Source organism: Bradyrhizobium sp. SRS-191 (genome assembly GCF_024586915.1).
GTDB lineage: Bacteria > Pseudomonadota > Alphaproteobacteria > Rhizobiales > Xanthobacteraceae > Bradyrhizobium.
Map to the genome: position 1 here is coordinate 76,143 of NZ_JANBVS010000016.1, position 24,826 is coordinate 100,968.

The 24,826-nt window shown below is 66.0% G+C and carries 22 protein-coding genes; 15 read left to right on the top strand and 7 right to left on the bottom strand.

Annotated features, from left to right (window positions below):
- The 5 genes from NLR35_RS25310 to NLR35_RS25330 all read left to right on the top strand — a co-directional run bounded on the left by NLR35_RS25310 (position 1) and on the right by NLR35_RS25330 (position 6,546).
- The gene (locus NLR35_RS25310; RefSeq protein WP_257169248.1) at positions 1–1,677 is read left to right on the top strand and encodes a methyl-accepting chemotaxis protein; all 1,677 of its coding nucleotides are present in this window, start codon (positions 1–3) and stop codon (positions 1,675–1,677) included.
- Between the two features lie 278 nt (positions 1,678–1,955).
- A complete protein-coding gene (locus NLR35_RS25315) occupies positions 1,956–3,647 on the top strand; it encodes a methyl-accepting chemotaxis protein (RefSeq protein WP_257169249.1) in 1,692 nt (563 codons plus the stop codon).
- Between the two features lie 329 nt (positions 3,648–3,976).
- The gene (locus tag NLR35_RS25320; protein WP_257169250.1) at positions 3,977–4,939 is read left to right on the top strand and encodes an MBL fold metallo-hydrolase; all 963 of its coding nucleotides are present in this window, start codon (positions 3,977–3,979) and stop codon (positions 4,937–4,939) included.
- 39 nt (positions 4,940–4,978) lie between these two features.
- Positions 4,979–6,088, top strand: a complete 1,110-nt coding sequence (locus NLR35_RS25325) for a tetratricopeptide repeat protein (RefSeq protein ID WP_257169251.1) — start codon at positions 4,979–4,981, stop codon at positions 6,086–6,088.
- Positions 6,089–6,207: 119 nt separating this feature from the next.
- A complete protein-coding gene (locus NLR35_RS25330; protein WP_257169252.1) occupies positions 6,208–6,546 on the top strand; it encodes an antibiotic biosynthesis monooxygenase family protein in 339 nt (112 codons plus the stop codon).
- A gap of 180 nt (positions 6,547–6,726) precedes the next feature.
- On the opposite strand, the gene NLR35_RS25335 is transcribed toward NLR35_RS25330, so the two are convergent.
- Positions 6,727–8,241 carry an acetyl-CoA acetyltransferase gene (locus tag NLR35_RS25335; protein WP_257169253.1) on the bottom strand — a complete coding sequence of 505 codons (1,515 nt, stop codon included), beginning with the start codon at positions 8,239–8,241 and terminating at the stop codon, positions 6,727–6,729.
- Positions 8,242–8,425: 184 nt separating this feature from the next.
- On the opposite strand from NLR35_RS25335, the gene yghU reads away from it, so the two are divergent.
- The 3 genes from yghU to NLR35_RS25350 all read left to right on the top strand — a co-directional run bounded on the left by yghU (position 8,426) and on the right by NLR35_RS25350 (position 11,190).
- Positions 8,426–9,301 carry a glutathione-dependent disulfide-bond oxidoreductase gene (gene yghU, locus NLR35_RS25340; RefSeq protein WP_257169254.1) on the top strand — a complete coding sequence of 292 codons (876 nt, stop codon included), beginning with the start codon at positions 8,426–8,428 and terminating at the stop codon, positions 9,299–9,301.
- 357 nt (positions 9,302–9,658) lie between these two features.
- Entirely contained in the window at positions 9,659–10,858 is a 1,200-nt protein-coding gene (locus NLR35_RS25345; RefSeq protein WP_257169255.1) for a molybdopterin-dependent oxidoreductase, read from the top strand.
- 11 nt (positions 10,859–10,869) lie between these two features.
- Positions 10,870–11,190 (top strand): cytochrome c, encoded by a 321-nt coding sequence (locus NLR35_RS25350; RefSeq protein WP_257169256.1) that lies wholly within the window; start codon positions 10,870–10,872, stop codon positions 11,188–11,190.
- A gap of 30 nt (positions 11,191–11,220) precedes the next feature.
- Here the strand turns inward: NLR35_RS25350 and NLR35_RS25355 are convergent, their stop codons facing one another.
- Entirely contained in the window at positions 11,221–11,832 is a 612-nt protein-coding gene (locus NLR35_RS25355; protein WP_257169257.1) for a flavin reductase family protein, read from the bottom strand.
- Positions 11,833–12,017: 185 nt separating this feature from the next.
- On the opposite strand from NLR35_RS25355, the gene NLR35_RS25360 reads away from it, so the two are divergent.
- On the top strand, positions 12,018–12,311 hold the full coding sequence (locus NLR35_RS25360; RefSeq protein WP_257169258.1) for a hypothetical protein: 294 nt from the start codon (positions 12,018–12,020) through the stop codon (positions 12,309–12,311).
- Between the two features lie 551 nt (positions 12,312–12,862).
- On the opposite strand, the gene NLR35_RS25365 is transcribed toward NLR35_RS25360, so the two are convergent.
- A complete protein-coding gene (locus tag NLR35_RS25365) occupies positions 12,863–13,696 on the bottom strand; it encodes an alpha/beta hydrolase (RefSeq protein WP_257169259.1) in 834 nt (277 codons plus the stop codon).
- Positions 13,697–13,864: 168 nt separating this feature from the next.
- Positions 13,865–14,644, bottom strand: coding sequence for an SDR family NAD(P)-dependent oxidoreductase (locus tag NLR35_RS25370; protein ID WP_257169260.1), 780 nt, complete (start codon positions 14,642–14,644; stop codon positions 13,865–13,867).
- Positions 14,645–14,811: 167 nt separating this feature from the next.
- Between NLR35_RS25370 and NLR35_RS25375 the strand changes: the two genes are divergently transcribed.
- From NLR35_RS25375 to NLR35_RS25385, 3 genes are read left to right on the top strand one after another with little or no spacing between them, the layout of a single operon-like run.
- Positions 14,812–15,606, top strand: coding sequence for an enoyl-CoA hydratase/isomerase (locus NLR35_RS25375; RefSeq protein WP_257169261.1), 795 nt, complete (start codon positions 14,812–14,814; stop codon positions 15,604–15,606).
- On the top strand, positions 15,603–16,592 hold the full coding sequence (locus NLR35_RS25380; RefSeq protein WP_257169262.1) for a phosphotransferase family protein: 990 nt from the start codon (positions 15,603–15,605) through the stop codon (positions 16,590–16,592). The genes NLR35_RS25375 and NLR35_RS25380 overlap by 4 nt, the downstream gene beginning before the upstream one ends.
- Positions 16,592–16,978 (top strand): DUF6285 domain-containing protein, encoded by a 387-nt coding sequence (locus tag NLR35_RS25385; protein ID WP_257169263.1) that lies wholly within the window; start codon positions 16,592–16,594, stop codon positions 16,976–16,978. The genes NLR35_RS25380 and NLR35_RS25385 overlap by 1 nt, the downstream gene beginning before the upstream one ends.
- Before the next feature lie 223 nt (positions 16,979–17,201).
- Here the strand turns inward: NLR35_RS25385 and NLR35_RS25390 are convergent, their stop codons facing one another.
- Positions 17,202–17,981, bottom strand: a complete 780-nt coding sequence (locus tag NLR35_RS25390) for an enoyl-CoA hydratase-related protein (RefSeq protein ID WP_257169264.1) — start codon at positions 17,979–17,981, stop codon at positions 17,202–17,204.
- Between the two features lie 166 nt (positions 17,982–18,147).
- Between NLR35_RS25390 and NLR35_RS25395 the strand changes: the two genes are divergently transcribed.
- The gene (locus NLR35_RS25395) at positions 18,148–19,422 is read left to right on the top strand and encodes an acyl-CoA dehydrogenase family protein (RefSeq protein WP_257169265.1); all 1,275 of its coding nucleotides are present in this window, start codon (positions 18,148–18,150) and stop codon (positions 19,420–19,422) included.
- A gap of 189 nt (positions 19,423–19,611) precedes the next feature.
- On the opposite strand, the gene NLR35_RS25400 is transcribed toward NLR35_RS25395, so the two are convergent.
- Both NLR35_RS25400 and NLR35_RS25405 read right to left on the bottom strand, forming a co-directional pair.
- Positions 19,612–21,192 (bottom strand): fatty acid--CoA ligase, encoded by a 1,581-nt coding sequence (locus NLR35_RS25400; RefSeq protein WP_257169266.1) that lies wholly within the window; start codon positions 21,190–21,192, stop codon positions 19,612–19,614.
- A gap of 128 nt (positions 21,193–21,320) precedes the next feature.
- Positions 21,321–22,196, bottom strand: a complete 876-nt coding sequence (locus tag NLR35_RS25405) for an SDR family oxidoreductase (protein ID WP_257169267.1) — start codon at positions 22,194–22,196, stop codon at positions 21,321–21,323.
- Between the two features lie 102 nt (positions 22,197–22,298).
- Here NLR35_RS25405 and NLR35_RS25410 point away from each other — a divergent pair, with 102 nt between their 5' ends.
- Positions 22,299–23,108, top strand: a complete 810-nt coding sequence (locus NLR35_RS25410) for a crotonase/enoyl-CoA hydratase family protein (RefSeq protein WP_257169268.1) — start codon at positions 22,299–22,301, stop codon at positions 23,106–23,108.
- A 153-nt stretch (positions 23,109–23,261) separates the two neighbouring features.
- Positions 23,262–24,806, top strand: a complete 1,545-nt coding sequence (locus NLR35_RS25415) for an acyl-CoA synthetase (RefSeq protein ID WP_257169269.1) — start codon at positions 23,262–23,264, stop codon at positions 24,804–24,806.
- Positions 24,807–24,826: the final 20 nt, after the last annotated feature.

The following is a 24,826-nucleotide window of genomic DNA, read 5'->3' on the forward strand; positions in this document are numbered from 1 at the left end:
ATGGTTTTCAAGGTCGGCCTCATCGCTCTCTTGATGGGGGCGGCAATGATCGGTCTCGCCAGCTACATGTCGCTCCAGATGTCGGGGGTCGATCGCGCCTATACCGACGTCGTCAAGCGGATCGACAGCACCACGGTGCTGCTGGCGCGGACGGGCCGCCGGGCTGAGACCTACCGTGCGTCGGCCTTCGAGCTGGTCGCCGAGGCAACAGAGGCGGGCAACGCCCGTTTGCTCAAGGCTGTGGAAGATGCAGCCGCGCAGGTGAGAAGCGGGCTGGACAAGGTTCGCGCCGACCTGCCTGAGAAGGCTGAGCAGACCGGCAAGACCATCGAGCTGGTCAATCGCGCCTTCGCGAGCTGCGAGCCGGGCATTCAGGTTGCGAGCAGGGCGACCACGGCGGAGCAGAGCGCCAAGGCTGCGGAGAAACTGCGCGCCGAGTGCAGCCCGGTTCTCAACACGGCCATCACCGCCTTGTTGAAAGCCGTCAGCGACGTCGTGGCGTTCTCGGAGGCCAAGGCCGCCGAACAGCACGATGCGGTCGCCACCGATACGCGCGCCACGCTCATTTTGGCCGTCATCGCCACCATCATTGCCATCGGTGCGGCCCTGGCCGTCGGAGTCTTCGGCATCGCCCGGCCGATGCAGGCTCTTGCGGCGGTGCTGCAGCAGATGGCGCGCGGCGAATCCCCGGCGATGGTCGGGCTCGACCGCAAGGACGAGATCGGCGACACCGCGCGCGCAGTCGAGGGCGTCGGCAACATGCTCGCCGAGAAGGCGCGGCAGGAGGCCGAGGCCAAGGTGGCGCAGGATCAGATCGCCGCGCAGCAGCGGCGTGCCGAAATGCAGCAGCTGGCCGACAGCTTCGAGACCGTGGTCGGCCAGATCATCGAGACGGTGACCTCGGCATCCACCGAGCTGGAGGCGTCCGCGACGTCGTTGTCGTCGAGCGCGGATCGCTCCAGACATCTGGCCACCACCGTCGCGTCGGCGTCGGAGGAGGCATCGACCAACGTCCAGTCCGTGGCATCCGCGACGGAGCAGCTGTCGTCGTCCGTCACCGAGATCAGCCGCCAGGTGCAGCAGTCGGCGCGGATCGCGGGCGATGCCGTCGACCAGGCGCGCTCGACCACCGATCGCGTCGGCGAGCTGTCGAAGGCCGCGACCCGCATCGGCGACGTCGTCGAGCTGATCAACACCATCGCCGGCCAGACCAACCTGCTGGCGCTCAACGCCACGATCGAGGCAGCGCGCGCCGGCGAGGCCGGCCGCGGCTTCGCCGTGGTGGCCTCCGAGGTCAAGGCGCTGGCCGAGCAGACGGCGAAGGCCACCGGCGAGATCGGCCAGCAGATCGGCAGCATCCAGGCGGCTACGCAGGATTCGGTCGGCGCTATCAGAGAGATCTCGGTCACGATCGAGAAGCTGTCGGAGATTTCCTCGACCATTGCGGCCGCTGTCGAGGAGCAGGGCGCCGCGACCCAGGAGATCGCCCGCAACGTGCAGCAGGCGGCGGCGGGCACAGGCGAGGTGTCCTCCAACGTCGCGCATGTGCAGCGCGGCGCGACCGAGACCGGCAGCGCCTCGTCACAGGTGCTTTCGGCTGCGAAATCGCTTTCGGCCAACAGCACGCGCCTCAAGGCGGAGGTCTCGCGTTTCCTGCAGACGGTGCGCGCCGCCTGATCAAGGCGGCAACCGCAGCGATCGACGATCTGGAGCGGACGGCGGCAAACATGATTTGCCGCCGTTTGGCCTGGGGGCCGGGATCGAGCCGGGCGCCGCCGTGCTGAGACCGAGTTGCAACCTGGAAGCGGTGGCAGTGCTGACCGTATTTTCGCGGTTGCTGCATTTTAGCATGGGTTAATCGACGGCTGCGATACTCCGGAGATCGCGACCCAAAAAATTAGCCATGCCACCGTCGGCATGGCCTCAGCCCATCCTTGCAGATCGGAAGCCGCGCCATGCGCAAGAACCTGCCTGTCACCAACGTCGAATATCCGATCACGGATGACACCCTGATCGTGTCGAAGACCGACACCAAGGGCAAGCTGACGTTCTTCAACGAGGATTTCGTCAAGGCCGCCGGCTTCACCGAGGCCGAGCTGATGGGCCAGCCGCACAACATCGTGCGCCATCCCGACATGCCTCCGGAGGCGTTCGACAATCTCTGGAGCACGCTGAAGGCGGGGCGGCCGTGGGTCGGCGCGGTCAAGAACCGCCGCAAGAATGGCGACTACTACTGGGTTCTGGCGACGGCGTCGCCGATCCGGAAGGACGGCCAGGTTGTCGGCTACACGTCGGTGCGCACCAAGCTGCCGTCCGACCAGCGCACCGAGGCCGAGCAGGTGTATGCGGCGATCCGCGAGAAGAAGCCGCACGGCTACAAGATCGAGGACGGCATCGTTCGTCGCCGCTCGATATTCGATCACCTCGCGATGTTCACCGGCACGATCGCGTCGCGGCTGCGCACGCTGATCGCGCTGCAGACGTTGTTCCTGATCGTGCTCGGCGCAATCTCGTTCGGCGAGGGCGGGCTCGGCGGCATGATCGCCGCGGCGATTGCCGGAGCGGGCGTCGTGCTGTGCGGCATGGTCGGCCTGCGCACGATGAACGTCATCGTCGGCCCGCTCGATCACGTCAACGAGACGATGGAGAGCATCACCCAGGGCAAGCTCGACACCCGCATGCACATCGAGCGCGACGACGAGATCGGCCGCGCCCTGCGCAACCTGCAGACCGTGCAGACCATGGTTCGCTTCAATGCGAGGGAGCTGATGGAGCAGGAGCAGCGGGCACAGCGCACGCGCAAGCAGGAGATGTCGGAGCTTGCGGATAGTTTCGAGGGCGCGATCGGCAACATCGTCGACACCGTCTCATCGGCCTCCGGCAATCTGGAGAGTTCGGCGAATTCGCTGTCGAGCACCGCTCTGCGCGGGCAGGAGCTGTCGACGACCGTAGCCGCGGCCTCCGAAGAGGCCTCGGCCAACGTCCAGGCCGTCGCCTCCGCGACCGAGGAACTGACGTCCTCGGTCAAGGAAATCAGCCGCCAGGTGCAGGAATCCGCGCGCATCGCCTCCGACGCCGTCGATCAGGCGCGGCGGACCAACGATCGGGTCGGTGAGTTGTCGAAGGCGGCGACACGCATCGGCGACGTCGTCGAGCTGATCAACACGATTGCCGGCCAGACCAACCTGCTCGCGCTCAACGCCACCATCGAGGCCGCGCGCGCCGGCGAAGCGGGCCGCGGCTTCGCCGTGGTGGCCTCCGAGGTCAAGGCGCTCGCCGAGCAGACGGCCAAGGCGACCGGAGAGATCGGCCAGCAGATTTCCGGCATCCAGGCGGCCACCAACGAATCCGTCGGCGCCATCCGCGAGATCTCGACGACGATCGAACGGCTGTCCGAGATTGCCGCGACGGTCGCCGCCGCCGTCGAGGAGCAGGGCGCCGCCACCGCCGAGATCTCCCGCAACATCCAGCATGCCGCAACCGGCACGCAGCAGGTCTCATCGAACATCACCGACGTTCAGCGTGGCGCCAGCGAGACCGGCGACACGTCGAGCCAGGTTCTCAACGCGGCGCGCCAGCTCTCGGGCGACAGCAACCGCCTCAAGCAGGAGGTCAGCCGCTTCCTTCAGTCGGTCCGCGCCGCCTGATCCCGGTGGACACGGCCGGACTGGCCACATCAGGTGCGATAGTTGAACGGCGCCCGCGGGGCGCCGTTTGTCGTTGGACATTGGCGGTCGAGAAAACCTGCATCTGCCACCCGTTCGCAGCTCGACCTGGGGTCCGTCTGCCGACCGACCCAACACTGTGCGTTTCGTGCATCGCTTGGCCAGGAAGCAGCGCGTCAGCCACAAACGCCGCCATCACGCCATAATCCCGCTAAGGTGCAAAGCTTCCTTGCATCCGGAATTTGTTCAACCAGCGGTACAAATTATTGGCGGGCAATGTGATCGCGTGCGGACCTTCGCGCAGGACCCTGGTGTTGTCGGCCGCCCTCGCGGCCGCGGGCTTCGGTCTCGATGCGCCGCTCGCCATCGCCGCCAAGCCCCGCCGCCGCACGGTGGATCCGGAGCGCGGCTTCCGTCGGCTCACCGTGGGCGAGGCCGAGGTGATCGCGCTCTATGACGGCATCTGGGAGAAGCCGCATGAGGCGGGCTTCCTGAGCAATGCCGGCATCAATGACGTCAAGGCGGCGCTGCGCGCGGCCGGCCTCAGCCCCGCTTTCGTGCCGGTGCCGATCAGCACTTATGTGGTGCGGCTGGGAGGCAAGACCGTGCTGTGCGACGCCGGCGGCGGCGGCCAGGTGCAGGGCTACAATTCCGATTCCATCTTCGTGTCGGGCCGCATGCTGGACAATCTGAAGGCGGCCGGCCTTCGTCCGCAGGACATCGACACCATCCTGATATCGCATTTTCATCCCGATCATATTTTTGGACTGCTCGGCGAGGACAGCAACGCGCCGGTGTTTCCCAACGCCGAGATCATCGTGGCCGCGGCGGAGTACAATTTCTGGACCGATCCGACCATGACCAGCCGGCTTCCGCCGTGGCGGCAGGCGCTCGCCCGCCGCATCCAGAGCGTGCTTCCGGGCTGGAAGAACGTGCTGCCGGTCGAGGGCGAGGACGAGGTGGTGCCCGGCATTCATTTCGTGAGCGTCCACGGTCACACGCCGGGACATACCGCCTTTCATCTCAGCTCCGGCCAGGAGCAGCTGATGATCTCGGGCGACACGGCCTATGTGCCGGCGCTCAGCCTGCGCCATCCCGAATGGCACGGCGCATATGACCAGGATGCTCCGGCTGCGGAGGTCAGCCGGCGCAGATTGCTCGACAGGGTGGTCGCAGACGGAACGCTGATCTGCGGCTCGCATTTTCCATGGCCCGGATTTGGCCGGCTCGTTCGCGATGGCGCCCATTATGCGCTCGACATGTTGTCAGCATGATCACGACGCGAGCGCGGAAGGGGGCCGCGAGGCAGATTGATGAAAACGCATTACGAGGTGCTCGGAGTTTCGCCGCGCGCCGATCTCGATACGATCAAGAAGGCGTTCCGGCAGGCCGCCAAGGCGCATCATCCCGACCTCACGGGAGGACGCGACGCCGCGTCCGAGCATCAGCTCAAGCTGATCATCATCGCCTACAACGTCCTGCGCGATCCCGGCCGCCGCGCCGAATATGACGAGGAGCTCGCCTCCGAGCGCGCGCGGATCCGCCGCGAACGCTGGGACGCGATCTTCCAGTTCACCGCCGCGACCACGGTGCTCAGCGCGATCCTGATCGGGCTGGAGATCCTGCTGTTTCCATCGCTCGGCGATTGGACGATCCGGTCGCCGGCGACGCGCTCGGTCACCCTGCAACCGCCGGCTCAACCTCGCTCCGAGCCGCCGCGCGACGCCCGCGGCGACGTGGCGTCGGCCCCGCAGGACGCGACCGGTGCGGTGCTGCCGGTCCCGCCACCAGCGCCTGAAGCAAGCCCGGCGCCGTCTCCGGCGAAGGAGGCGACCGCAGGACAGCAGGTCTCACCGGCACAGCCGACCACCGCGGCCGGCTTCGTCCGGCGTGCCCTGGAGCGCAGCCAGCAGGGTGATCTCGACGGCGCCATCGCCGATTTCGACGAGGCCGTCCAGCTCGCGCCGCGCAATGCCGACCTCTACCGCTACCGTGCTCGGGACCTCGGCCGCAGGGGCCGGTGGGACCGCGCGGTGGCGGACTATGAGAAGGCGATCCGGCTCGATCCGAACAATCCGGCGCTGCTGCACGATCGCGCGCTGGCGCTGCAGCAGACCGGCGAGCTCGACGAGGCGCTGGTGGATCTCGATCGCGCGGTGCGCATGAGCTTCAGCGACGCCGACCTCTACAGCGACCGCGGCGCGGTCTGGCTCGCGAAGGGGCGCTACGACCGCGCGCTTGCCGACTTCAACCAGGCCCTGAAGCTGAATCCGGAGCTGGCGACCGCGGTGGCGCGCCGCGACGATGCGCTTGCGCGCAAGCGCGAGCAGGTGCTGGTCGGCGATGGCCGCGCCGTTCCCGCGCCCGCCGAGACCACGGGCACGGTGCCCGAGGATACGAAGCCCAAGCGCACCGCGCGCTGAGCGGCGTTGGCGCGCGATGCGCCGTCGGACATCCAGAACGCTCCGAGCATCGTTGTGCTCACGCCGATCCGTAGGAGCCGCCATGGCCGTGCGGCCGATCCGTGATCCCAGGGGCACTCATGAGCGTCTACGTTTCCGTCACCGGCTTCCGTCCGCATCCCGGGCTCGTCCGCCTGCTGCGCTTCTGGTGGCACACCTCGCGGGCCGTGAGCCAGGCGCGCGGCGCTCCGGGAAACCTGCGCGTCGAGTTGCGTCCCGTCGATGGCATCTACCACACGCTGACGGTATGGCGCGACGAGGCCAGCATGCGCGCTTATGTCGGAAGCGGCGCGCATCGCCGCGCCATGACCGGCTTTCGCGACCTTGGCGGCGGCAGGACGCTGGGTTTCCCGGCCGACGCAGATCCCGGTTGGGATACGGCCTATGCGCGCTGGCAGCGCGAGGCGCGCGAGGTGTGAGTGATGGCATGCTGGATCACACGCGCCGTCATTCCGGGGCAAGGCCGAAGGCCTTGAACCCGGAATCTCGAGTTTGTTTTGCGACCTTTTCCAACAAGCTCGAGATTCCGGGCTCAATCGTCATACGCTTTCAGCGCATGCAGATTGCCCCGGAATGACGGCGCTCTGCTGAGGAGCGTCCTAACTCACCCGCCACTCCGGCACGCCATCACCCGCCATGGTGATCGTACCGAGCGCGCCGACCGGGGTCCTGTCCAGGTCCATAAGCCGTGCCAGCGTCGCCTCGTCCCGTGCCGGCACGCGCGCCAGCGTGCGCGTGTCCTGCTCGGTGCGCAGCATCACCACGCCATGCTCGACCTCGCCGTTGCGGTCATACAGCGCGGTGAAGCTCTCGACCTTGCCGTTGCCTGACGCTTCGCCGACGAACTCCGGCGCTGTGCCGCGATGACGATCGGCCTCCGCCTGCACGCTGACGTCCTGTGACAGCGCCGAGGGCGGCTCGCGCGAGATCACCAGCGCATGATGCTTGGTGACGAAGCCGCCCTGGCCGTAGAGCAGGCCGCGCCTGGCGCCGCCGCCCCGCAGCCGCCGCACCATCGCGCAGGCGGCGTGCGTCATGTAGGTGTTGAGCGGCGCGCCGAAAAACGTCAGTCCGCCGGTGACGGTCGGCTCGACATCGGCGCCGAGTCCGAGCGTCCGCCGCGCCATCTTCGGCACGCACGGAAAGCAGCTGTAGAGCTCGATCACGTCGAACGCCGAGCCCTTGCCGCCGACGAGGTTCATCGCCGCCTGCAGCACGGCATTCTGCGGATGGCTTTCGGCGAACTGATCGCGCGTCAGATAATCGCGCGGGTCCTCCGCAGAGGCGCCGCCGAGCGGATAGATCATGCGGTTCTCGGCAACGCCGGCGGCGCGCGCCTTCGCCAGGCTGGTCAGGATCAGCGCCCCGCCCATGTTGACCATGGGATTGGCGACCATCAGCTTGGTGTAGGGCCAGGCGATCGGGCGATTGTCGGCCGAGGGCGTCGCGATCTCCTCCGGCGCGAAGTGCCTCTTCAGCCAGGCATTGGGATTGTAGGCGGCGACCGCCGAGAAGCGCGACCACAGCTCGCCGGATTCGGCGAGCGCCTGCCGCGGCGTCTGGCCCCACTTCGCCGCGCTCGCGACCTCGTAGAACGGATAGACCGAGACGGGGCGGAATACGCCGAGCTTCACCGCGAGCGGCTTCTGGAACGCGGCGCCGCGCTTCGGCTCTTCCACATCGTGCGCGAACGGCGTCCAGGGCAGGGCGACGCCGGCGCGCTCGGCCTTGGTCGCCGTCGACTGCGCCTCCGCACCGCACACCACCGCGACGTCGCATTCGCCACGCGCGATGCGCAGCGCGGCTTCGTGCAGGTAGCGGATCGGGCTCTCGCCGCCGACCGGCCCGTAGGAGCAATGCGCGGGTGTCACGCCGAGCCGCTGGGCCAACAGCTGCTCCGGATCGCGATAGCGCCAGCTCAGGAAGTTGACGACGTCGAGCGAGCCGGTGTCTTGGATCAGCTTGGCGCCCGCATCATTTTCCGCGCGGCGGATCGCCTGCTCGAGCAGCGCCAACGGCTCCAGTCCCTCGGCGAGGTCCTTGGGACGATCGACGATCTCACCGACGCCGACGATGACGGGAATGCGTTCCGGGGGCATGGCCATTGCAGTCATGGGCGTTTCCAAACGGGAGCGGCCCGAGAGAGCCGTCATTGTTGTCTTGTCTCGGTTCTGTCATCGCCGGTTCGACCGCGCAATGCAGAAAATGCCGATGGTGCCCGCGCGCGCGATGGCTTCCGCTCGACGGCATATGCGCCTAAAACCGTCGCTCGTTTTGCCGCTCACGCCGGAGTTTCTCGTGTCTGAACAGAACAGCTATGTGCCGCCCAAGGTCTGGACCTGGAACAAGGCCAGCGGCGGTCGCTTCGCCAACATCAATCGCCCGATCGCGGGACCGACGCATGAGAAGGAATTGCCTGTCGGCCGTCATCCCTTGCAGCTCTATTCGCTGGGCACGCCGAACGGTGTGAAGGTCACCGTGATGCTCGAGGAGCTCCTGGCGCTCGGGCACAGCGGCGCTGAATATGATGCCTGGCTGATCCGCATCGGGGAGGGCGATCAGTTCGGCTCGGGCTTCGTTGCCATCAATCCGAACTCGAAGATCCCGGCGCTGCTCGACCGCAGCGGACCCGAGCCGATCCGCGTGTTCGAATCCGGTGCGATCCTGGTCTATCTCGCCGAGAAGTTCGGCGCCTTCCTGCCGACCGAGCCTGCGAAGCGCGCCGAATGCCTGTCCTGGTTGTTCTGGCAGATGGGCGCCGCGCCCTATCTCGGCGGCGGCTTCGGCCATTTCTACGCCTATGCCCCGACCAAGATCGAATACGCCATCGACCGCTTTTCGATGGAGGTGAAGCGCCAGCTCGACGTGCTCGACCGGCGTCTGTCGGAGAGCGAGTATCTCGCCGGCTCCGACTACACCATCGCCGACATCGCGGTGTGGCCATGGTACGGTGCGCTGTCGAAGGGCCTGCTGTACGAAGGCGGCGAGTTCCTCTCGGTGCAGGACTACAAGAACGTCCAGCGCTGGACCGACCAGATCGCGCAGCGCGCCCCCGTGAAGCGCGGCCGCATGGTCAACCGCGTTTCCGGCGACCCCGCCAGCCAGCTCCACGAACGCCACGACGCCGGCGATTTCGACACCAAGACGCAGGACAAGATCGCGCAGGGCAAGTAGTTGCCCGCGATGTTCCCGTAGGGTGGGCAAAGGCGCGCCGAGATCGTCATGATTGCGTTTGACCGTTCGCGCGCGCCGTGCCCACCATCGTCCCCACATCGACCATTGGTGGGCACGCGCCGCCTGACGGCGCCGCTTTGCCACCCTGCACGTCCACTACAACTCAAGCTCTCAAGCTGTTCTTGCCGCAGTGCAGCGGATCGAGGGGGCTCCTCCGACCTCCACATCGTTTCTCGGCCCAAGAGAATCGTGCAACTATCAGTATCCGCAGAAAATCCTGCCGCGCGCCGGACGAACTGAATACACGGTCCCGAGGTGATGACCTCGGGCGAGAACGACCACTCCGGAGGGAGTTGCATGATCGACAGACGTGACCTGCTCAAGGGAGCGGGGCTGACCGCCTTGCTGGGTGGCCTTGGCGCGAGCCGTGCGCTGGCCGAGGACGTCGTGGCCCTGCCGTTCGCCAACGGCGAGCGCCCGCTGGTGAAATATCCGCAGAAGCGATTGATGATCGGCCTGACGAGCCGGCCGCCGCAGCTCGAGACGCCGTTCGCGGTGTTCAATGACGGCGTGATCACGCCGAACAACGCCTTCTTCGTCCGCTATCATCTGGCGGGGCTTCCCTACGATCTCGATCCCGACAAGTTCACGCTCGAGATCAAGGGCAAGGTCGACAAGCCGCTCAAGCTGTCACTCAAGGACATTCGCAAGCTGAAGGCGACCGAGATCGTTGCCGTCAACCAATGCTCCGGCAACAGCCGCGGCTTCTTCGAGCCGCGCGTTGCCGGCGGCCAGCTCGGCAATGGCGCGATGGGCAATGCGCGCTGGCGCGGCGTGCCGCTCAAGGCCGTGCTCGAGATGGCTGGGGTTCAGGCCGGCGCCAAGCAGGTCACCTTCAACGGCATGGATGGCCCGATCGTCGACAAGACGCCGGACTTCGTCAAAGCGCTGGACATCGATCACGCCATGAACGGCGAGGTGATGCTGGCCTATGGCATGAACGGCGAGGATCTGCCATTCCTCAACGGCTTTCCGCTGCGCCTGATCGTGCCTGGCTATTACGGCACCTACTGGGTCAAGCACCTCAACGAGATCACCGTCATCGACAACGTGTTCGACGGCTTCTGGATGAAATCGGCGTACCGCATTCCGGACACGCCGAACAATGCGGTCGAGCCCGGCACTGCACCGAAGGCGACGATCCCGATCAACCGCTTCACGGTCCGTTCCTTCATCACCAGCGTCAGCGATGGCGCGAAGCTCAAGGCGGGAACGGCTGTCCTGCGCGGCATTGCCTTCGATGGTGGGAGCGGGATCAAGCAGGTCGCCGTCTCGACCGATGGCGGCCAGACCTGGAACGACGCGAAGCTTGGCAAGGATCTCGGGAAGTACTCGTTCCGGGAGTGGAAGTTGCCGGTGAAGCTCGCTGCCGGGGCCCACGAGCTCAAGGTGCGGGCCACCAGCAATGCCGGTGAGACGCAGCCCGAGACGCCGCGCTGGAATCCGGCCGGCTATCTGCGCAACGTCGTCGAAACCGTCCGCGTCACCGCGGCTTGAGGAGCACGACCATGCAACGGATGTCTTGCCTCGCTGCGCTGGCTGTCGGGCTCGGTTGTCTTGCGGCTGGGCCTGCCGCGCTCATCGCGGCCCCGGTCAACTATAAGGTTCCGCAGGAGACGGCAGCCTTCAAGCCGGGACCCGATCTCGCCGTCGTGCAGGGCAATTGCACGGCCTGCCACTCCGCCGACTACATCAAGACGCAGCCGCCGATGAAGAACAAGAAGGAGTTCTGGCAGGCCGAGGTCACCAAGATGATCAAGGTCTATGGCGCTCCGATCGACGACGCCGATGTCGGCAGGATCGTCGACTATCTCGCCGCCACCTACTGAGCATCAGCCCCGGCGGCGCGGATGGAAGGCTCAGCCGGCGCCTTTCGCCGGCGGGAAATCCATCCGGTCATTGGTCCGGCAATAGCGGTCGGCGAACATGCGGCCGACCGGATGGAACAGCTCCATCTCGACCCGCATCTTCTCAGCGTCCCAGAGCTCGTCGCGGATGTGGAAGGCGAGGCCCTCGCCGAGCACCAGCACGCGGTCGCCGTTGACGTCGATCAGCTGCCAGGTCTTGCACTCCATCGCGAACGGCGCGTCCGCCAGCCGCGGCACGTCGATCATGCGCGACGGCGCGAGCTTCAGCCCGAGATGATCCGGTTCGCTGACCTCGGGCGGGAAGTCGCCGCCGGTCTCGTGCATCACTTGGGCCAGCGGCTCGTCGGTGATGTGGACCACGAACTCGCCGGCGCGGCGGATATTGACCAGCGTGTCCTTCACCCGGCCGTCCGGCCGCAGATTGATCGCGAACACGCACAGCGGCGGATCCTCACCCATCACGTTGAAGAACGAGAACGGGGCGGCGTTGACCACGCCGGTCTCGCTCTTGGTCGTGACCCAGGCGATCGGCCGCGGCAGCACGAAGGAGGTCAGGATCTTGTAGCGCTCGCGCGGGCTGAGATCGGTGGAGAGGTATTGCATGTGTCGCGGCCTCTGATGCGTTGGTGAGCCGACCGTAGTCGGCCACGTTGCGTTGCGGAAGCCGATAAAGCGGGCAAAGACTGCGTGCATCCGCGGCGCGTCCCCTGTGAAATTCGGCGTTCCCTGGAACGGCTCCGATCACGCCACGTTCGAACAGCACAGCAACTATAAAGGGAGGTCACGCCGTGAAACCCATGATCAGCTTGATTGCGTGCGCGTTCGTCGTGTCGGCCGGCTCGGCCTGGGCGCAGGGCACGCAGCAGCCAACCACCACGCCGCCGAGCGCGCAGAATTCCGGAGCGGGCATCCAGGGCGCGCCCGGTAACAAGAACGGGCCGTCGGCAACAGACTCGGGCACGGTGGGCTCGTCCTCGACCATCAACCGGCAGAACCCCGACGTCAGCGCCCAGGACCCGTCGAACATCAAGGGCATGCCGGGCAACAAGAACGGCCCGCCGGCCAAGAAGCCGCAGGACTAACAGCATTGCGGCGCCTGGCGGCCACGCGATTGCGCAGCTGCCATGCGTCGTCTGCCCGTCGTGCCAGTTTGTCGCAGGCTCGAAGGCTTGTGTCGTCGGGCAAATCAGATCGATCTTCCCGCGCATCCTGCTTCGCCACGAGGGGCGTATCGCGATCGTCACGAGACGTGAGGCAGGGATGCGGTGGGCGGATCGGATTGCAGCGCGGTTACACGCGCCGACGAACAAGACGATCCGCACGGTGAAGTCGTATGGTCCTGGCATCCCGACGCTGATGCCAAGCCGGCGGAGACGATGATCCGCCGGTGACGGGGGCAAAACAGCCCGGTCCCCGGGGAGAGTACGTATAATCCGTCAAGCCATCGCGCGGGGAATGCCGGGTCGATCCGGCTGAACCTGTGGTACCTGCCGCCTGCATTTTCCTTCGCAGGCGGGCCGCGGGTGAGGCCATCACCCGGCATTCCCTGCGCCCTCGTCGTTCGCGAGGGTCTCGGCCGAAAAAGCTCGGGCGCGCGACGCGCCGCGAGAGCGTGGCGCGTCGACCGCTGGTGTCAGGGCAGGGCGGCCGCTCCGTTGGTGACGATCAGGTTGTCCGTATCCGCCGGCGCAAGCTCGCTGGTCGCATCGCCGCCGAGATATTTGTCGAGCGTCGCCTGGATCCGTTCCCGCGCCGTATAGGGGCCGCGGTCGCTCATCCAGGTGTGCTGGAACTCGGTCTTGATGATGTCGATGCCGCTCTTCTTGCCGAGCTGCTTGGGCAGCACGTCCGGATCGGTCTTGAACTCCGGATCATCGGAGCGGAACGACAGGATCTTCAGCTTGTCCCGGATGACGAAAGGAACGCGCAGATTGTCCAGTGTCACCACCTGCGACACGATGTTCGGATGCTCCTTGGCGAAATACATCGCGGTATCGCCGCCATTGGAATGGCCGACCAGGGTGAGATGATCGTAGTCGGCGTTCGGATGCCGCTTCTTCATCTCGTTCAGCACGCACAGGATGTTGGCCTCGCCCTTCTTGTACACGTCGAGCCGACCGACATAGGGCAGGCCGACCTTGGTGACGAGCGGCGGGTCCGTCGGCAGGTCCTGCTGGACGCTGGCGACGAGATAGCCGCGCGCGGCGAACACGTTCGCGAGGAACGAGTATTCGGTGTTCTTCACCGTGTTGCCGTTGCTGATGATGGCGACCGGGAGCCGCCACAGCCCGGCATTGGCCTTCATCTCGTAATCCGTGCGAACGGCAATATCGACCGTGATCGGCCGCTGCCGCTCGGCATCGAAGAACTCACGGCTCTCGTGCTGGATGCCCCACTTGGCGATGGCGAAATACCCGGCCACAGTCAGGGCAGACACACAGGCCAAAACCGTCACGCCGCGCTTCATGGCTTCCTTCCCCTCGATGTCTCCTCGTCATGTGATGAGGGACAACGCCGAGGTCACGGGGGCGTGGCAGGCCCGAGACCATTAAATTTCGGAAATCTTGGAATAAAGCGCGGGAACAAATCCCGCTTTGGTGGACCGGCGCACCGGTCCACCGCGTCTTCCGGCGTGTCAGAACGCGGTATAGCCGCCGTCGATCACGAAGCAATCGGCGGTGTGATACGACGAGGCCTTGCTCATCAGGTACACGGCGATGCCACCGAAATCCGACGGCTCGCCGAAGCGACGCACCGGAATGCGTGGCATGACGTTGGCGACGAACTTCTCGTTGCCCATGATGCCCGCCGTCATGTCGCTCTTGATCCAGCCGGGCAGGATCGCATTCGCGGTGACGCCGTAGCGGGCGAGCTCGACCGCCAGCGCCCGGCACAGCGCGTTGAGGGCAGCCTTCGTCCCGGCATAATGCTCGTTGCGTGCGGTGCCGAACAGCGAGGCCAGACTCGATGTCGCAACCAGCCGGCCGAACGGATCGCCGGCCTCGGCGCGCGCGGTCATGTGACGCGCAGCGGCCTGGAAGGCGTGGAAGACGCCGTCGAGATTGGTCGCGAACATCGCACGCCATTCCTCCTCGCTGCGCTCGATGAACGGCTTGCGGCCGCCGCCGCCGATGCCGGCATTGGCGAAGCAGCCGTCGACGCGGCCGAAGGTGTCCAGCGTCGCCTTCATCGCCTCTGCGACGGAGGCGGCACTCGTCACGTCGCAGATGCGCGTATCGACCTTGCCGGGGCCGGCGGCCATCGATGCCGCGGCGGCTTTGTTCTTCTCGGCGTTGCGTCCCCAGATCGAGACGTTGCAGCCACTGGACGCAAGTGCCTGGGCGATGCCGAGGCCTATGCCTCCATTGCCGCCGGTGACGACGGCCACACGGCTGGTGAGATCGAACATGGTCATGAGCGTTTCCGTGATGATGTGAGGACGCTGTGCGTCGCTTCGATTATTTGGATGACGCAACCATGGACAACCGAAACACAAAAATCAAATATGCTGCACGAACCAAGCGATGCTGCGAATTTCCGCCGCGAAGAATGCAGCGCTCGACAAGCTCTTGAGAGGAAACCATGCAGTTCAAGCACGTCACACTCGATTTCGACGGGCCCGTCGCCATCCTCACGCTCGATCATCAGGAGGTGATGAACGCGGTCTCCATCGACATGCTCGGCGGGCTCGCCGAAGCGCTCGACGAGATCGAGGAGAAGAGGGCGGACGTGCGCTGCCTGGTCGTGACCGGCGCGGGACGCGCCTTCTGCACCGGCGCCAATCTGCAAGGGCGCAACGCGCAGGCCAAGCCCGGCCGCAGCAATGCCGGCGCCGCGCTCGAGACCGCCTTCCATCCGTTCCTGCGCCGTCTGCGCAACCTGCATTGCCCGATCGTGACCTCGGTCAACGGCCCGGCCGCCGGCGCCGGCATGAGCTTCGCGCTGATGGGCGACATGATCCTGTGCGCAAAATCCGCCTACTTCCTGCAAGCGTTCCGCCGCATCGGCCTGGTGCCTGATTGCGGCTCGACCTGGCTGTTGCCGCGTCTGGTCGGCAAGGCGCGCGCGATCGAGCTGTCGCTGCTCGGCGAGAAGCTGCCGGCCGAGACGGCGCTGCAATGGGGCCTCGTCAACCGCGTCTATGACGACGCGGCACTGAAGCAGGAGACGATGAAGCTCGCGCACGAGCTTGCCAACGGCCCGACGGTGGCGCTGGCGCAGATCCGCCGGCTGTATTGGGACAGCCCCGAGAACTCGTTCGAGGAGCAGCTCAACGCCGAATTCCAGGCGCAGCGCGTCGCGGGCGCGACGTCCGACTTCAAGGAAGGCGTCACCGCGTTTCTTGAAAAGCGCCCGGCCAAGTTCAAGGGCCAATGATCGAGAGCGAACTGTCCCGCTGCCTCGCCGCCTTCATGCCGGGCGCGACCGGCGTGCGTGGCGCCGCCAAGCTGTCGGGGGGCGCCAGCCAGGAGACGTGGCGCTTCGACATCGTCCACCCCGACGGCGATGTCGGCGCCATCCTGCGCCGCTCGCCGAAAGGCTACGGCGCCGCGCCCGGCCGCGCGGCGGGGCTGGACAATGAGGCGGCCTTGATGCGGCTGGCGCACGCCGCCGGCGTGCCGTCGCCCGAGGTGCTGCACCTGCTGGCGCCCGCCGATGATCTCGGCACCGGCTTCATCATGCGCCGCGTCGAGGGCGAGACCATCGCCCGCAAGATTTTGCGCGACGCCGAGTTTGCCGAGGCGCGCCCCCGTCTCGCACGCCAGCTCGGCGGCATCGCCGCCGGCATCCACGGCATCGCCCGCGCGGAGCTGCCTGAGCTACGCGAGATGAACGCGACCAGGGAGATCGCCGAGCTCGCGCGCGAATATCACAGCTTCGACTGGCCGCGCCCGGTGTTCGATCTGGCGCTGCGCTGGCTGTCGCAGAACGATCCCGGTCCGTCGGCCGAGGTGACGCTGGTGCACGGCGATTTCCGCAACGGCAATCTGATCATCGGTCCCGACGGCGTGCGCGCCGTGCTCGACTGGGAGCTCGCCCATCTCGGCGATCCCATGGAGGACCTCGGCTGGATCTGTGTCAACTCCTGGCGCTTCGGCGAAATCGACAAGCCCGTCGGCGGTTTCGGCTCGCGCGAGGAGCTGTTCGCCGGCTACGAGGCCGCGGGCCGCAAGGTCGATCCTGGCAGGGTGAAGTTCTGGGAAGTCATGGGCACCTTGCGCTGGGGCGTGATGTGCTGCGGCATGATGCAGCGGTTTCGCGAAGGTCCCGACCATTCGATGGAGCGCGCGATGATCGGCCGCCGCGCCTCGGAGACCGAGATCGATCTGCTGCGGCTCTTGGCGCCGCGAGGAGAGGGCTGATGCAGGACGAACCGACGCCGACCGAGTTGGTGCAGGCCGTGGCGGATTTCCTGCGCAACGACATCGCCCCGATGATCTCCGGGCACCAGGCGTTCAAGCTGCGCGTCGGCATCAATGCGCTCGATCTCGTCGTACGGCAGCTCACGCAGGCTGCGCCCGCGGACGCCGCGGAGCATGCGCGGTTGAAGGATTTGCTGGGACAGAACGGTGAGTTGCTCGATCTCAACCGCATGTTGGCGGAGCAGATCGCAAGCGGCGCCGTCGACCTCGCGACGCCGGGGCTGAAAGAGCACCTCTGGCGGACCACGCTCGACAAGCTCGCCGTCGACCAGCCGAACTACGCATCCTACAAGCGCGAGGCGGGAAGGGGCACGAATGGCCCGTAACCCTCGGTCGTCATGCCCGGGCTTGACCCGGGCATCCATCCCCTCACGCAACTGCCGCGAGATGTGGATGGCCGGGTCAAGCCCGGCCATGACGGAGTGGAGGCCGACCCGCGTCATTCCGGGACGCGACGAAGTCGGGAGCCCTGAATCCATATGCGTGATCGTGGTTATGGATTTCGGGCGCTGGCTGCGCGCGCCCCGGAACGACGGAGTCAGTGAAGCTCTATCGCCCCAGCCATTGCGGCGGCCGCTTCTCCGAGAACGCCTTCGGTCCCTCGATGTAGTCCTGCGAATGGATCATCGCCTGCACCGCCGGGTAGTCGCGCTGCTCGGTGATCGCCTGCTCCAGCGACACCGCGAGGCCCTTCTCGATCGCCTGCTTGGAGGCGCGGATCGACATCGGCGAGTTCTTGGCGATCGTCTCGGCCCAACGCTCCGCGGCCGACAGCGCCTCGCCCTGCGGCACCACCTCGTTGACGAAGCCGAGCTCGTGGCCCTCGCGCGCGCCGACATGGCGACCGGTGAGGATCATGCCCATCGCGCGCTTCATGCCGATCTGGCGCGGCAGCCGCTGCAGGCCACCGGCGAGCGCGGCGAGGCCGACGCGCGGCTCGGGCAGGGCGAAGGTCGCATTCTCCGATGCGATGATCAGGTCGCAGGCCAGCGCGATCTCGAAGCCGCCGCCCATCGCGACGCCGTTGACGGCTGCGATCAGCGGCTTGTCGCAATCGAAGCGCGAGGTGAGGCCGCCGAAGCCGCTTCGGCCCCAGCCACGCTTGCCGCCGGCCGCCTGCCATTTCAGGTCGTTGCCGGCGCAGAACGCCTTGTCGCCTTCGCCGGTGATGATCGCGACCCATTGCTCGGGATCGGCGGCGAAGCCGTCGAACACCGCCTCGAGCTCGTAATGCGCGTCGGTATGCAGCGCGTTGTAGACCTCGGGGCGGGCCAGGGTGACGATCGTGACCGGTCCCTTGCGCGTGACCTTCGAGAATTTCAGCTCCATCGACCGTTCCTCCTGGTTTCTGATTGGCAACGTTGCGCGAGCTTAGCGCCTGCGCTGCATCTGCAGTCATCCAAATACGCAACCGCGCTGCGCGCCACAAGCACGCGGCGGAGGGCCGGGCTGGTCAAGATCAAGAACAACAACGACACGCACAGGGAGACACGCCATGGATTTTTCCTTGCCGAGGGAATTGGTCGCCTATCTCGACGAGCTCGACCGCTTCATCGCCGCCGAGATCAAGCCGCTCGAGGAGGCCGACGACAACATTCGCTTCTTCGACCATCGCCGCGAATGGGCGCGCACCGATTTCGAGAATGGCGGCCTGCCGCGGCATGAGTGGGAGCAGCTGCTGCGCAAGGCTAAGGACCGCGCCGACGCCGCCGGCCACCTGCGCTTCGCGATCCCGAAGCGCTACGGCGGCAAGGACGGCTCCAACCTCTGGATGGCCGTGATCCGCGAGCACTTCGCCTCCAAGGGGCTCGGCCTGCACAACGATTTGCAGAACGAGCACTCGATCGTCGGCAATTTGCCGATCGTCACCATGCTCGACCGCTACGGCCGCGACGACCAGAAGGCGATGATCGACGGCTCGATCACCGGCAAGTACCGCATCACGTTCGGCCTGACCGAGCCGCATCACGGCTCGGACGCGACGCACATGGAGACCAAGGCCGAGCCTGCCACCCGCGACAACGTCAAGGGCTGGCTGATCAACGGCGAGAAGATGTGGACGACGGGCATGCACGTCGCCACGCACTGCGCGCTGTTCGCGCGCACCTCGGGCAATGACGGCGACGCGCGCGGCATCACCTGCTTCCTGGTGCCGGCGAAGAGCGAAGGCGTGAAGGTCGAGGAGTATCTCTGGACCTTCAACATGCCGACCGATCATCCCCGCGTCAGCTTTACCGACGTGTTCGTGCCGGAGGACGCGCTGTTTGGCGAGGTCGGGCGAGGACTGTCGCTGGCGCAGTGCTTCGTGCACGAGAACCGCATCCGCCAGGCGGCGAGCTCGCTCGGAGCGGCCGTCTTTTGCATCAACGAGAGCGTCAACTACGCCCGAGGGCGCAAGCCGTTTGGCAAGGCGCTGGCCGAGAACCAGGCGATCCAGTGGCCGCTGGTGGAGCTGGCGACGCAGGCGGAGATGTTGCGACTCCTGATCCGCAAGACCGCGTGGGAGATGGACGAACTCACCCAGGCGCAGGTCGAGCAGACGCTCTCCGACAAGGTCTCGATGTGCAACTACTGGGCTAACCGCCTGTGCTGCGAAGCCGCCGACCGCGCCATCCAGGTCCATGGCGGCATGGGCTATTCGCGCCATAAGCCGTTCGAGCACATCTACCGCCACCACCGCCGCTATCGCATCACCGAGGGCAGCGAGGAGATCCAGATGCGCAAGGTGGCAGGCTTTTTGTTCGGGTACATGGGGGTGAACAAGAGGTGAGGTGGCTGTAGTTCGAAGATAGCGATCGTGAGCGTCAGCAAGCAATCCAGACCTGTCGCTTGGCCCCTGGATTGCTTCGGCGCAAGGGCGCCTCGCAATGACGGTGGAGAGAGAGTGCACGCTCTCTCCTCGTCATCGCGAGCGGCAGCGAAGCGATCCAGGATGCATCTTCACGGGAATTGTATACGTCTAGTTCACCTGCCGGTCCTTGCCCGCCCAATACGGGTCGCGCAGATTCCGCCGTAAAATCTTGCCGGAGGGATTGCGCGGGAGGGCGTCGAGGAAGTCTACGCTCTTCGGCGTCTTGAAGCCGGCGATGCGGGTGCGGGTGAAGTTGATGATGTCGGTCGTTGTCGCCTGCTTGCCCGGCTTCATGACGACGATCGCCTTCACCGCCTCGCCCCATTTGTCATCGGGAATGCCGATGACTGCGGCCTCGGCGACATCGGGATGATCGCAGATCGCGCTTTCGACCTCGGCCGGATAGATGTTCTCCCCGCCCGAGATGATCATGTCCTTGATGCGGTCGTGGATGTAGACGTAGCCGTCCTCGTCCATGTAGCCGGCGTCCCCGGTGCGCAGCCAGCCGTCCTTGCCGAGCGTGCGTGCGGTCGCCTCCGGCAGATTCCAGTACCCGGCCATGTTGGAGCCTGATCGGGTGGCGATCTCGCCGACCTGCCGCGGCGGCAGCGGGTTGCCCAAGGGATCGATGATCGCGACTTCGACGCCCGGCAGCGGCTTGCCGGCCGAGCGCATCCGCTCGAGCCCCTCGACGTGATCCTCCGGCGGCAGTGCGATGATGGTGCCGGTGGTCTCCGTCATGCCGTACATCTGCACGAAGCCGCATTTGAAGACGTCGATGCATTCCTTCAGCAGCGCCGCCGGGATCGGCGAGGCGCCGTAGAGCATGTATTTCAACCGCGAGAAATCAACCTGCCGCGCCCTTGGCTGCCGCACCACGAACTGCATCGCGGCCGGCACCATGAACAGCTTGGTGATCCCGGACTGCTCGAAGAAGTCGAGGATCTTGGTCGGATCGAACTCGCGGGCGATGACGCCGCGAGCGCCGTGATACAGGCTCATCAGGCCCCAGCCGGAGCCGCCGATATGGAAGATCGGCATCGCGATCAGCGAGACGTCCTCGGTCGACCATTTGTTCCAGTCCGGCTTCTCCGCGGGATTGCCGGTGTTGACGAGGTTGAGGAAGTTCGCGTGCGACAGCATCGCGCCCTTGGGCTTGCCTGTCGTGCCTGAGGTGTAGAGCTGCAGCGCGATGTCCTTCGGCGTGATGTCGACGCCCGGATCATCGGCGCTCTGCGCATCGCGCCACGCCGTGTAGTCCTGCCATTCCGGCGCGCCGCCTTCGGTGGTGATGATATGCCGCACGCTCGGCAGCTGGTCGCGGATCTGCCGGATCATGGTGATGAACTCCGGACCGACGAACAAAGCAGGGGCCTTGCAGTCCTCCACGATGAACGCCACTTCCGGTCCTGCTAGGCGCCAGTTGACGGGCGCCATCACGATGTTGGCCTTCATGGCGCCGGCCAGCAGCTCGAAATAGACGTCGCTGTTCTTGCCGAAATAGGCGATCCGCTCGCCCGGCTTGAGGCCGAGGGCTTTCAGCGCGTTCGCGACCTGGTTGGTCTTGCGGTCGAACTCGGCGAAGCTGGTGATGCGGCCTTCGAACTCATAGGCGGTGGCGGAGCCGAGTGCCTGCGCCTGGTTGCGCACGACGTCGACGAGCGTCGACGCTGCCGTCGTGACGGACATGTTTCCCCTCCGATTGTGCCGTTTTCTTCGTTTTATATTCGTCGTCCTCGCCCCGGATTGCGCCGGAGCGAGCAGCCTTCGTTCAGTGTACAGCGCGCGTGATGCCGGGCAACCGGACGTTTGCCTCGTCAGCCGGTACGCGTCGCGCGGTCCTTGTCGTTCTGTGCCTTGATCGACTCTTTGGCCTTGGTCCAGTCGTCGTCGCTCCAGTCACGCAGCTGATAGAAGTTGCCGCCCATCGCCAGCGCCTGGGCGCCGTCCATCGCGATGGTCTCGCCGTTGATCCAGTTGCAGCCGCCGGAGATCAGGAACACGGCGAGATTCTGCAGCTCTTCCATGGTGCCGACGCGGCCCATCGGGTTCATCGCCTTGGTGCGCGCGCCGGCCTCGTCACCCGGCTTGATGCGCTTGCTCATGCCCTCGGTCGGGATTTCGCCGGGCGCGATGGTGTTGAGACGGATGCCATAGCGGCCCCATTCGGTGGCGAGCGACATCGTCATGGCGTGGATCGCCGACTTGCTCATCGCCGAGGGCACCACATAGGGCGAGCCGTTGCGCACCCAGGTCACGGTGATCGACACGACGTTGCCCGGCTGCTTCGCGGCGATCCAGCGCTTGCCGACGGCATGCGTCACGTAGAACGTGCCGTGCATGACGATGTTGGCGACGGCGTCGAAACCGCGCGGGCTCAATTCCTCGGTGCGGGAAATGAAGTTGCCTGCGGCGTTGTTGATGAGATCGGTGACGCCACCTTCCTGGAAGATCGCCTCGATCATTTCCTCGACCGCCATCGCATTGCGGATGTCGACGCCGTGACTGGTGACGCGGCCGCCGTAGAGGTCCATCAGCTCGGTGGCGGTCTCGTCGCAGACGATTTTCCGCCGGCCGCAAATATGGACTTCGGCACCAAGCTGTAGGAAACGCGCGGCCATCGCCTTGCCGAGGCCGGTGCCGCCGCCGGTCACCAGAATGCGTCGACCTTCGAGGAGATTATCCTTGAACATGGGAGTTTCCGCCTGAGATGTTGTGAGTTAATTGGTCGATTGACTAAATCGCTCCGACAGCCCCATGTAAAGTCACAAAGACAATCGTGAGGAGACCGCCCGATGGACAACCGCGTCGCGATCGAGATCAAGGACGGCGTTGCCGATGTTCGCCTGGTCCGCGCCGACAAGATGAATGCGTTGGACATGGAGATGTTCGAGGCGCTGGTCGCGGCGACCGACCGGCTGTCCAAGGAAAAGGGCCTGCGCGCCGTGGTGCTGTCCGGCGAGGGCCGCGCGTTCTGCGCCGGGCTCGACATGGGCCGCTTCGCGGCGATGAAGGACTCCGGCGGCAACGGCATACCCGGCGGCGAGAAGCGCGATCTCACGGTTCGCACCCACGGCAAGGCCAACTTCGCCCAGCAGGCGGTGTGGGGCTGGCGGCAGCTGCCGGTGCCGGTGATTGCTGCGGTGCATGGCGTGGCCTATGGCGGCGGCTTCCAGCTCGCGCTCGGTGCCGACATGCGCTACGTCGCGCCGGATACCAAGATGTCGATCATGGAGATCAAATGGGGTCTGGTGCCGGACATGGCCGGCACGCCGATCCTCGGCACGTTGATGCGCGACGACATCCTGCGTGAGCTGACCTACACCGGCCGCGTGTTCTCGCCGGAGGAGGGGCAGGCCTACGGGCTCGTCACGCGCATCTGCGCCGATCCGCGCGCGGCGGCGCTGGACACGGCGCGCGAGATCGCCGGCAAAAATCCGGATGCGATCCGAGCCGCCAAGCGCATGCTGAACAATCTGTCCGTCGATCCGGGTCCAGCGCTGCTCGCGGAATCCGTAGAGCAGCAGAAGCTGATCGGCAGCCCGAACCAGCTTGAATCGGTGCGGGCCAACATCGAGAAGCGCGCGCCGAAGTTCGAGGACTAACGCAGTCATTCCGGGATGCTCCGAAGGAGCAGACCCGGAATCTCGAGATTTCGGGTTCGATGCTCCGCCCGAAACGGCTCTGCCGTTTTTCGCGGCGCATCGCCCCGGAATGACGACGACACTCGCACCGGCGTCAGATCGGATAAGAAGAAAATGGAAACGTCCTCTCTGTTCTGCGGCATCATCTCCGGCGAGCGCCGGCGCAGCCACGCTGACATCGCCGACCGCGCCGCGCGGATCGCGAGCGGGCTCGCGCAGCTTGGCGTGCGCCAGGGCGATTGCGTCTGCATGCTGATGCGCAACGACATCGCCTTCATCGAGGCGGCCTATGGCGCGATGCGGCTCGGCGCCTATGGCGTGCCGGTGAACTGGCACTTCAAGCCGGAAGAGATCGACTACATCCTTAAGGACTCCGCGACGCGGGTGCTGATCGGCCACGCCGATCTGCTGCACCAGCTGCGCGGCCTGATTCCACCCGGCGTCACCGTGCTGAGCGTGCCGACGTCGCCGGAGATCCTGTCCAACTATAAGATCTCTGCCGATCTGCGCGAGACGCCCGAGTTTGCGACCGACCTGGAGAGTTGGCTGGCGCAGCAGACGCCGTATGAGGGGCCGCAGGTGCCGCAGCCGCAGAACATGATCTACACCTCCGGCACAACCGGGCACCCCAAGGGCGTCCGCCGCGCCGCGCCGACGATCGAGCAGGCGGCGTCGGCTGAACGGATGCGGGCGCTCATCTATGGGCTGAAGCCAGGCTCGCGCGCGCTGCTGCCCGGGCCGTTGTATCATTCGGCGCCGAACGCCTTCGGTCTGCGCGCAGGCCGCCTCGGGGGCGCACTGGTGCTGATGCCGCGCTTCGAGCCGGAAGAATTTCTCGCCATCATCCAAGCCGAGCGGATTGACACCATCTTCATGGTGCCGACCATGTTCATCCGGCTGATGAAGCTGCCCGAGGAGGTGCGCCGCCGCTACGACATGTCGTCGCTGCGCCATGTCATCCATGCTGCCGCGCCGTGCCCGGCCGACGTCAAGCGCGCGATGATCGAATGGTGGGGGCCGGTCATCTATGAATTCTACGGCTCGACCGAGTCGGGCGCGGTGACCTTCGCGACCTCCGAGGACGCGCTGAAGAAGCCCGGCACCGTCGGCAAGGTCTCGCCCGGCGCGGAGCTGCGCTTCCTTGGCGAGGACGGCCGCGTCCTGCCGCAAGGCGAGGTCGGCGAGATCTATTCGCGTATCGCGGGCAACCCGGATTTCACCTATCACAACAAGCCGGAGAAGCGGACCGAGATCGACCGCGACGGCTTCATCACCTCCGGCGATGTCGGCTACATGGACGCCGAGGGCTACGTGTTCCTGTGCGACCGCAAGCGCGACATGGTGATCTCCGGCGGCGTCAACATCTATCCGGCCGAGATCGAGGCCGTGCTGCACGCGGTGCCCGGCGTTCACGATTGCGCCGTGTTCGGCATCCCCGACGCGGAGTTCGGCGAGGCGCTGATGGCGGTGGTCGAGCCGCAGCCCGGCGTGACGCTGGATACCGGCGAGATCAAGGCGCGGCTGAAGGCGTCGCTGGCCGACTACAAGGTGCCCAGGCATATCGAAATCCACGGCAAACTGCCGCGCGAGGATTCCGGCAAGATCTTCAAGCGGCGGCTGCGCGATCCGTATTGGGAGCGAGCCGGAAGGCAAATCTGACCGAGGGGAGGACCGAGGGC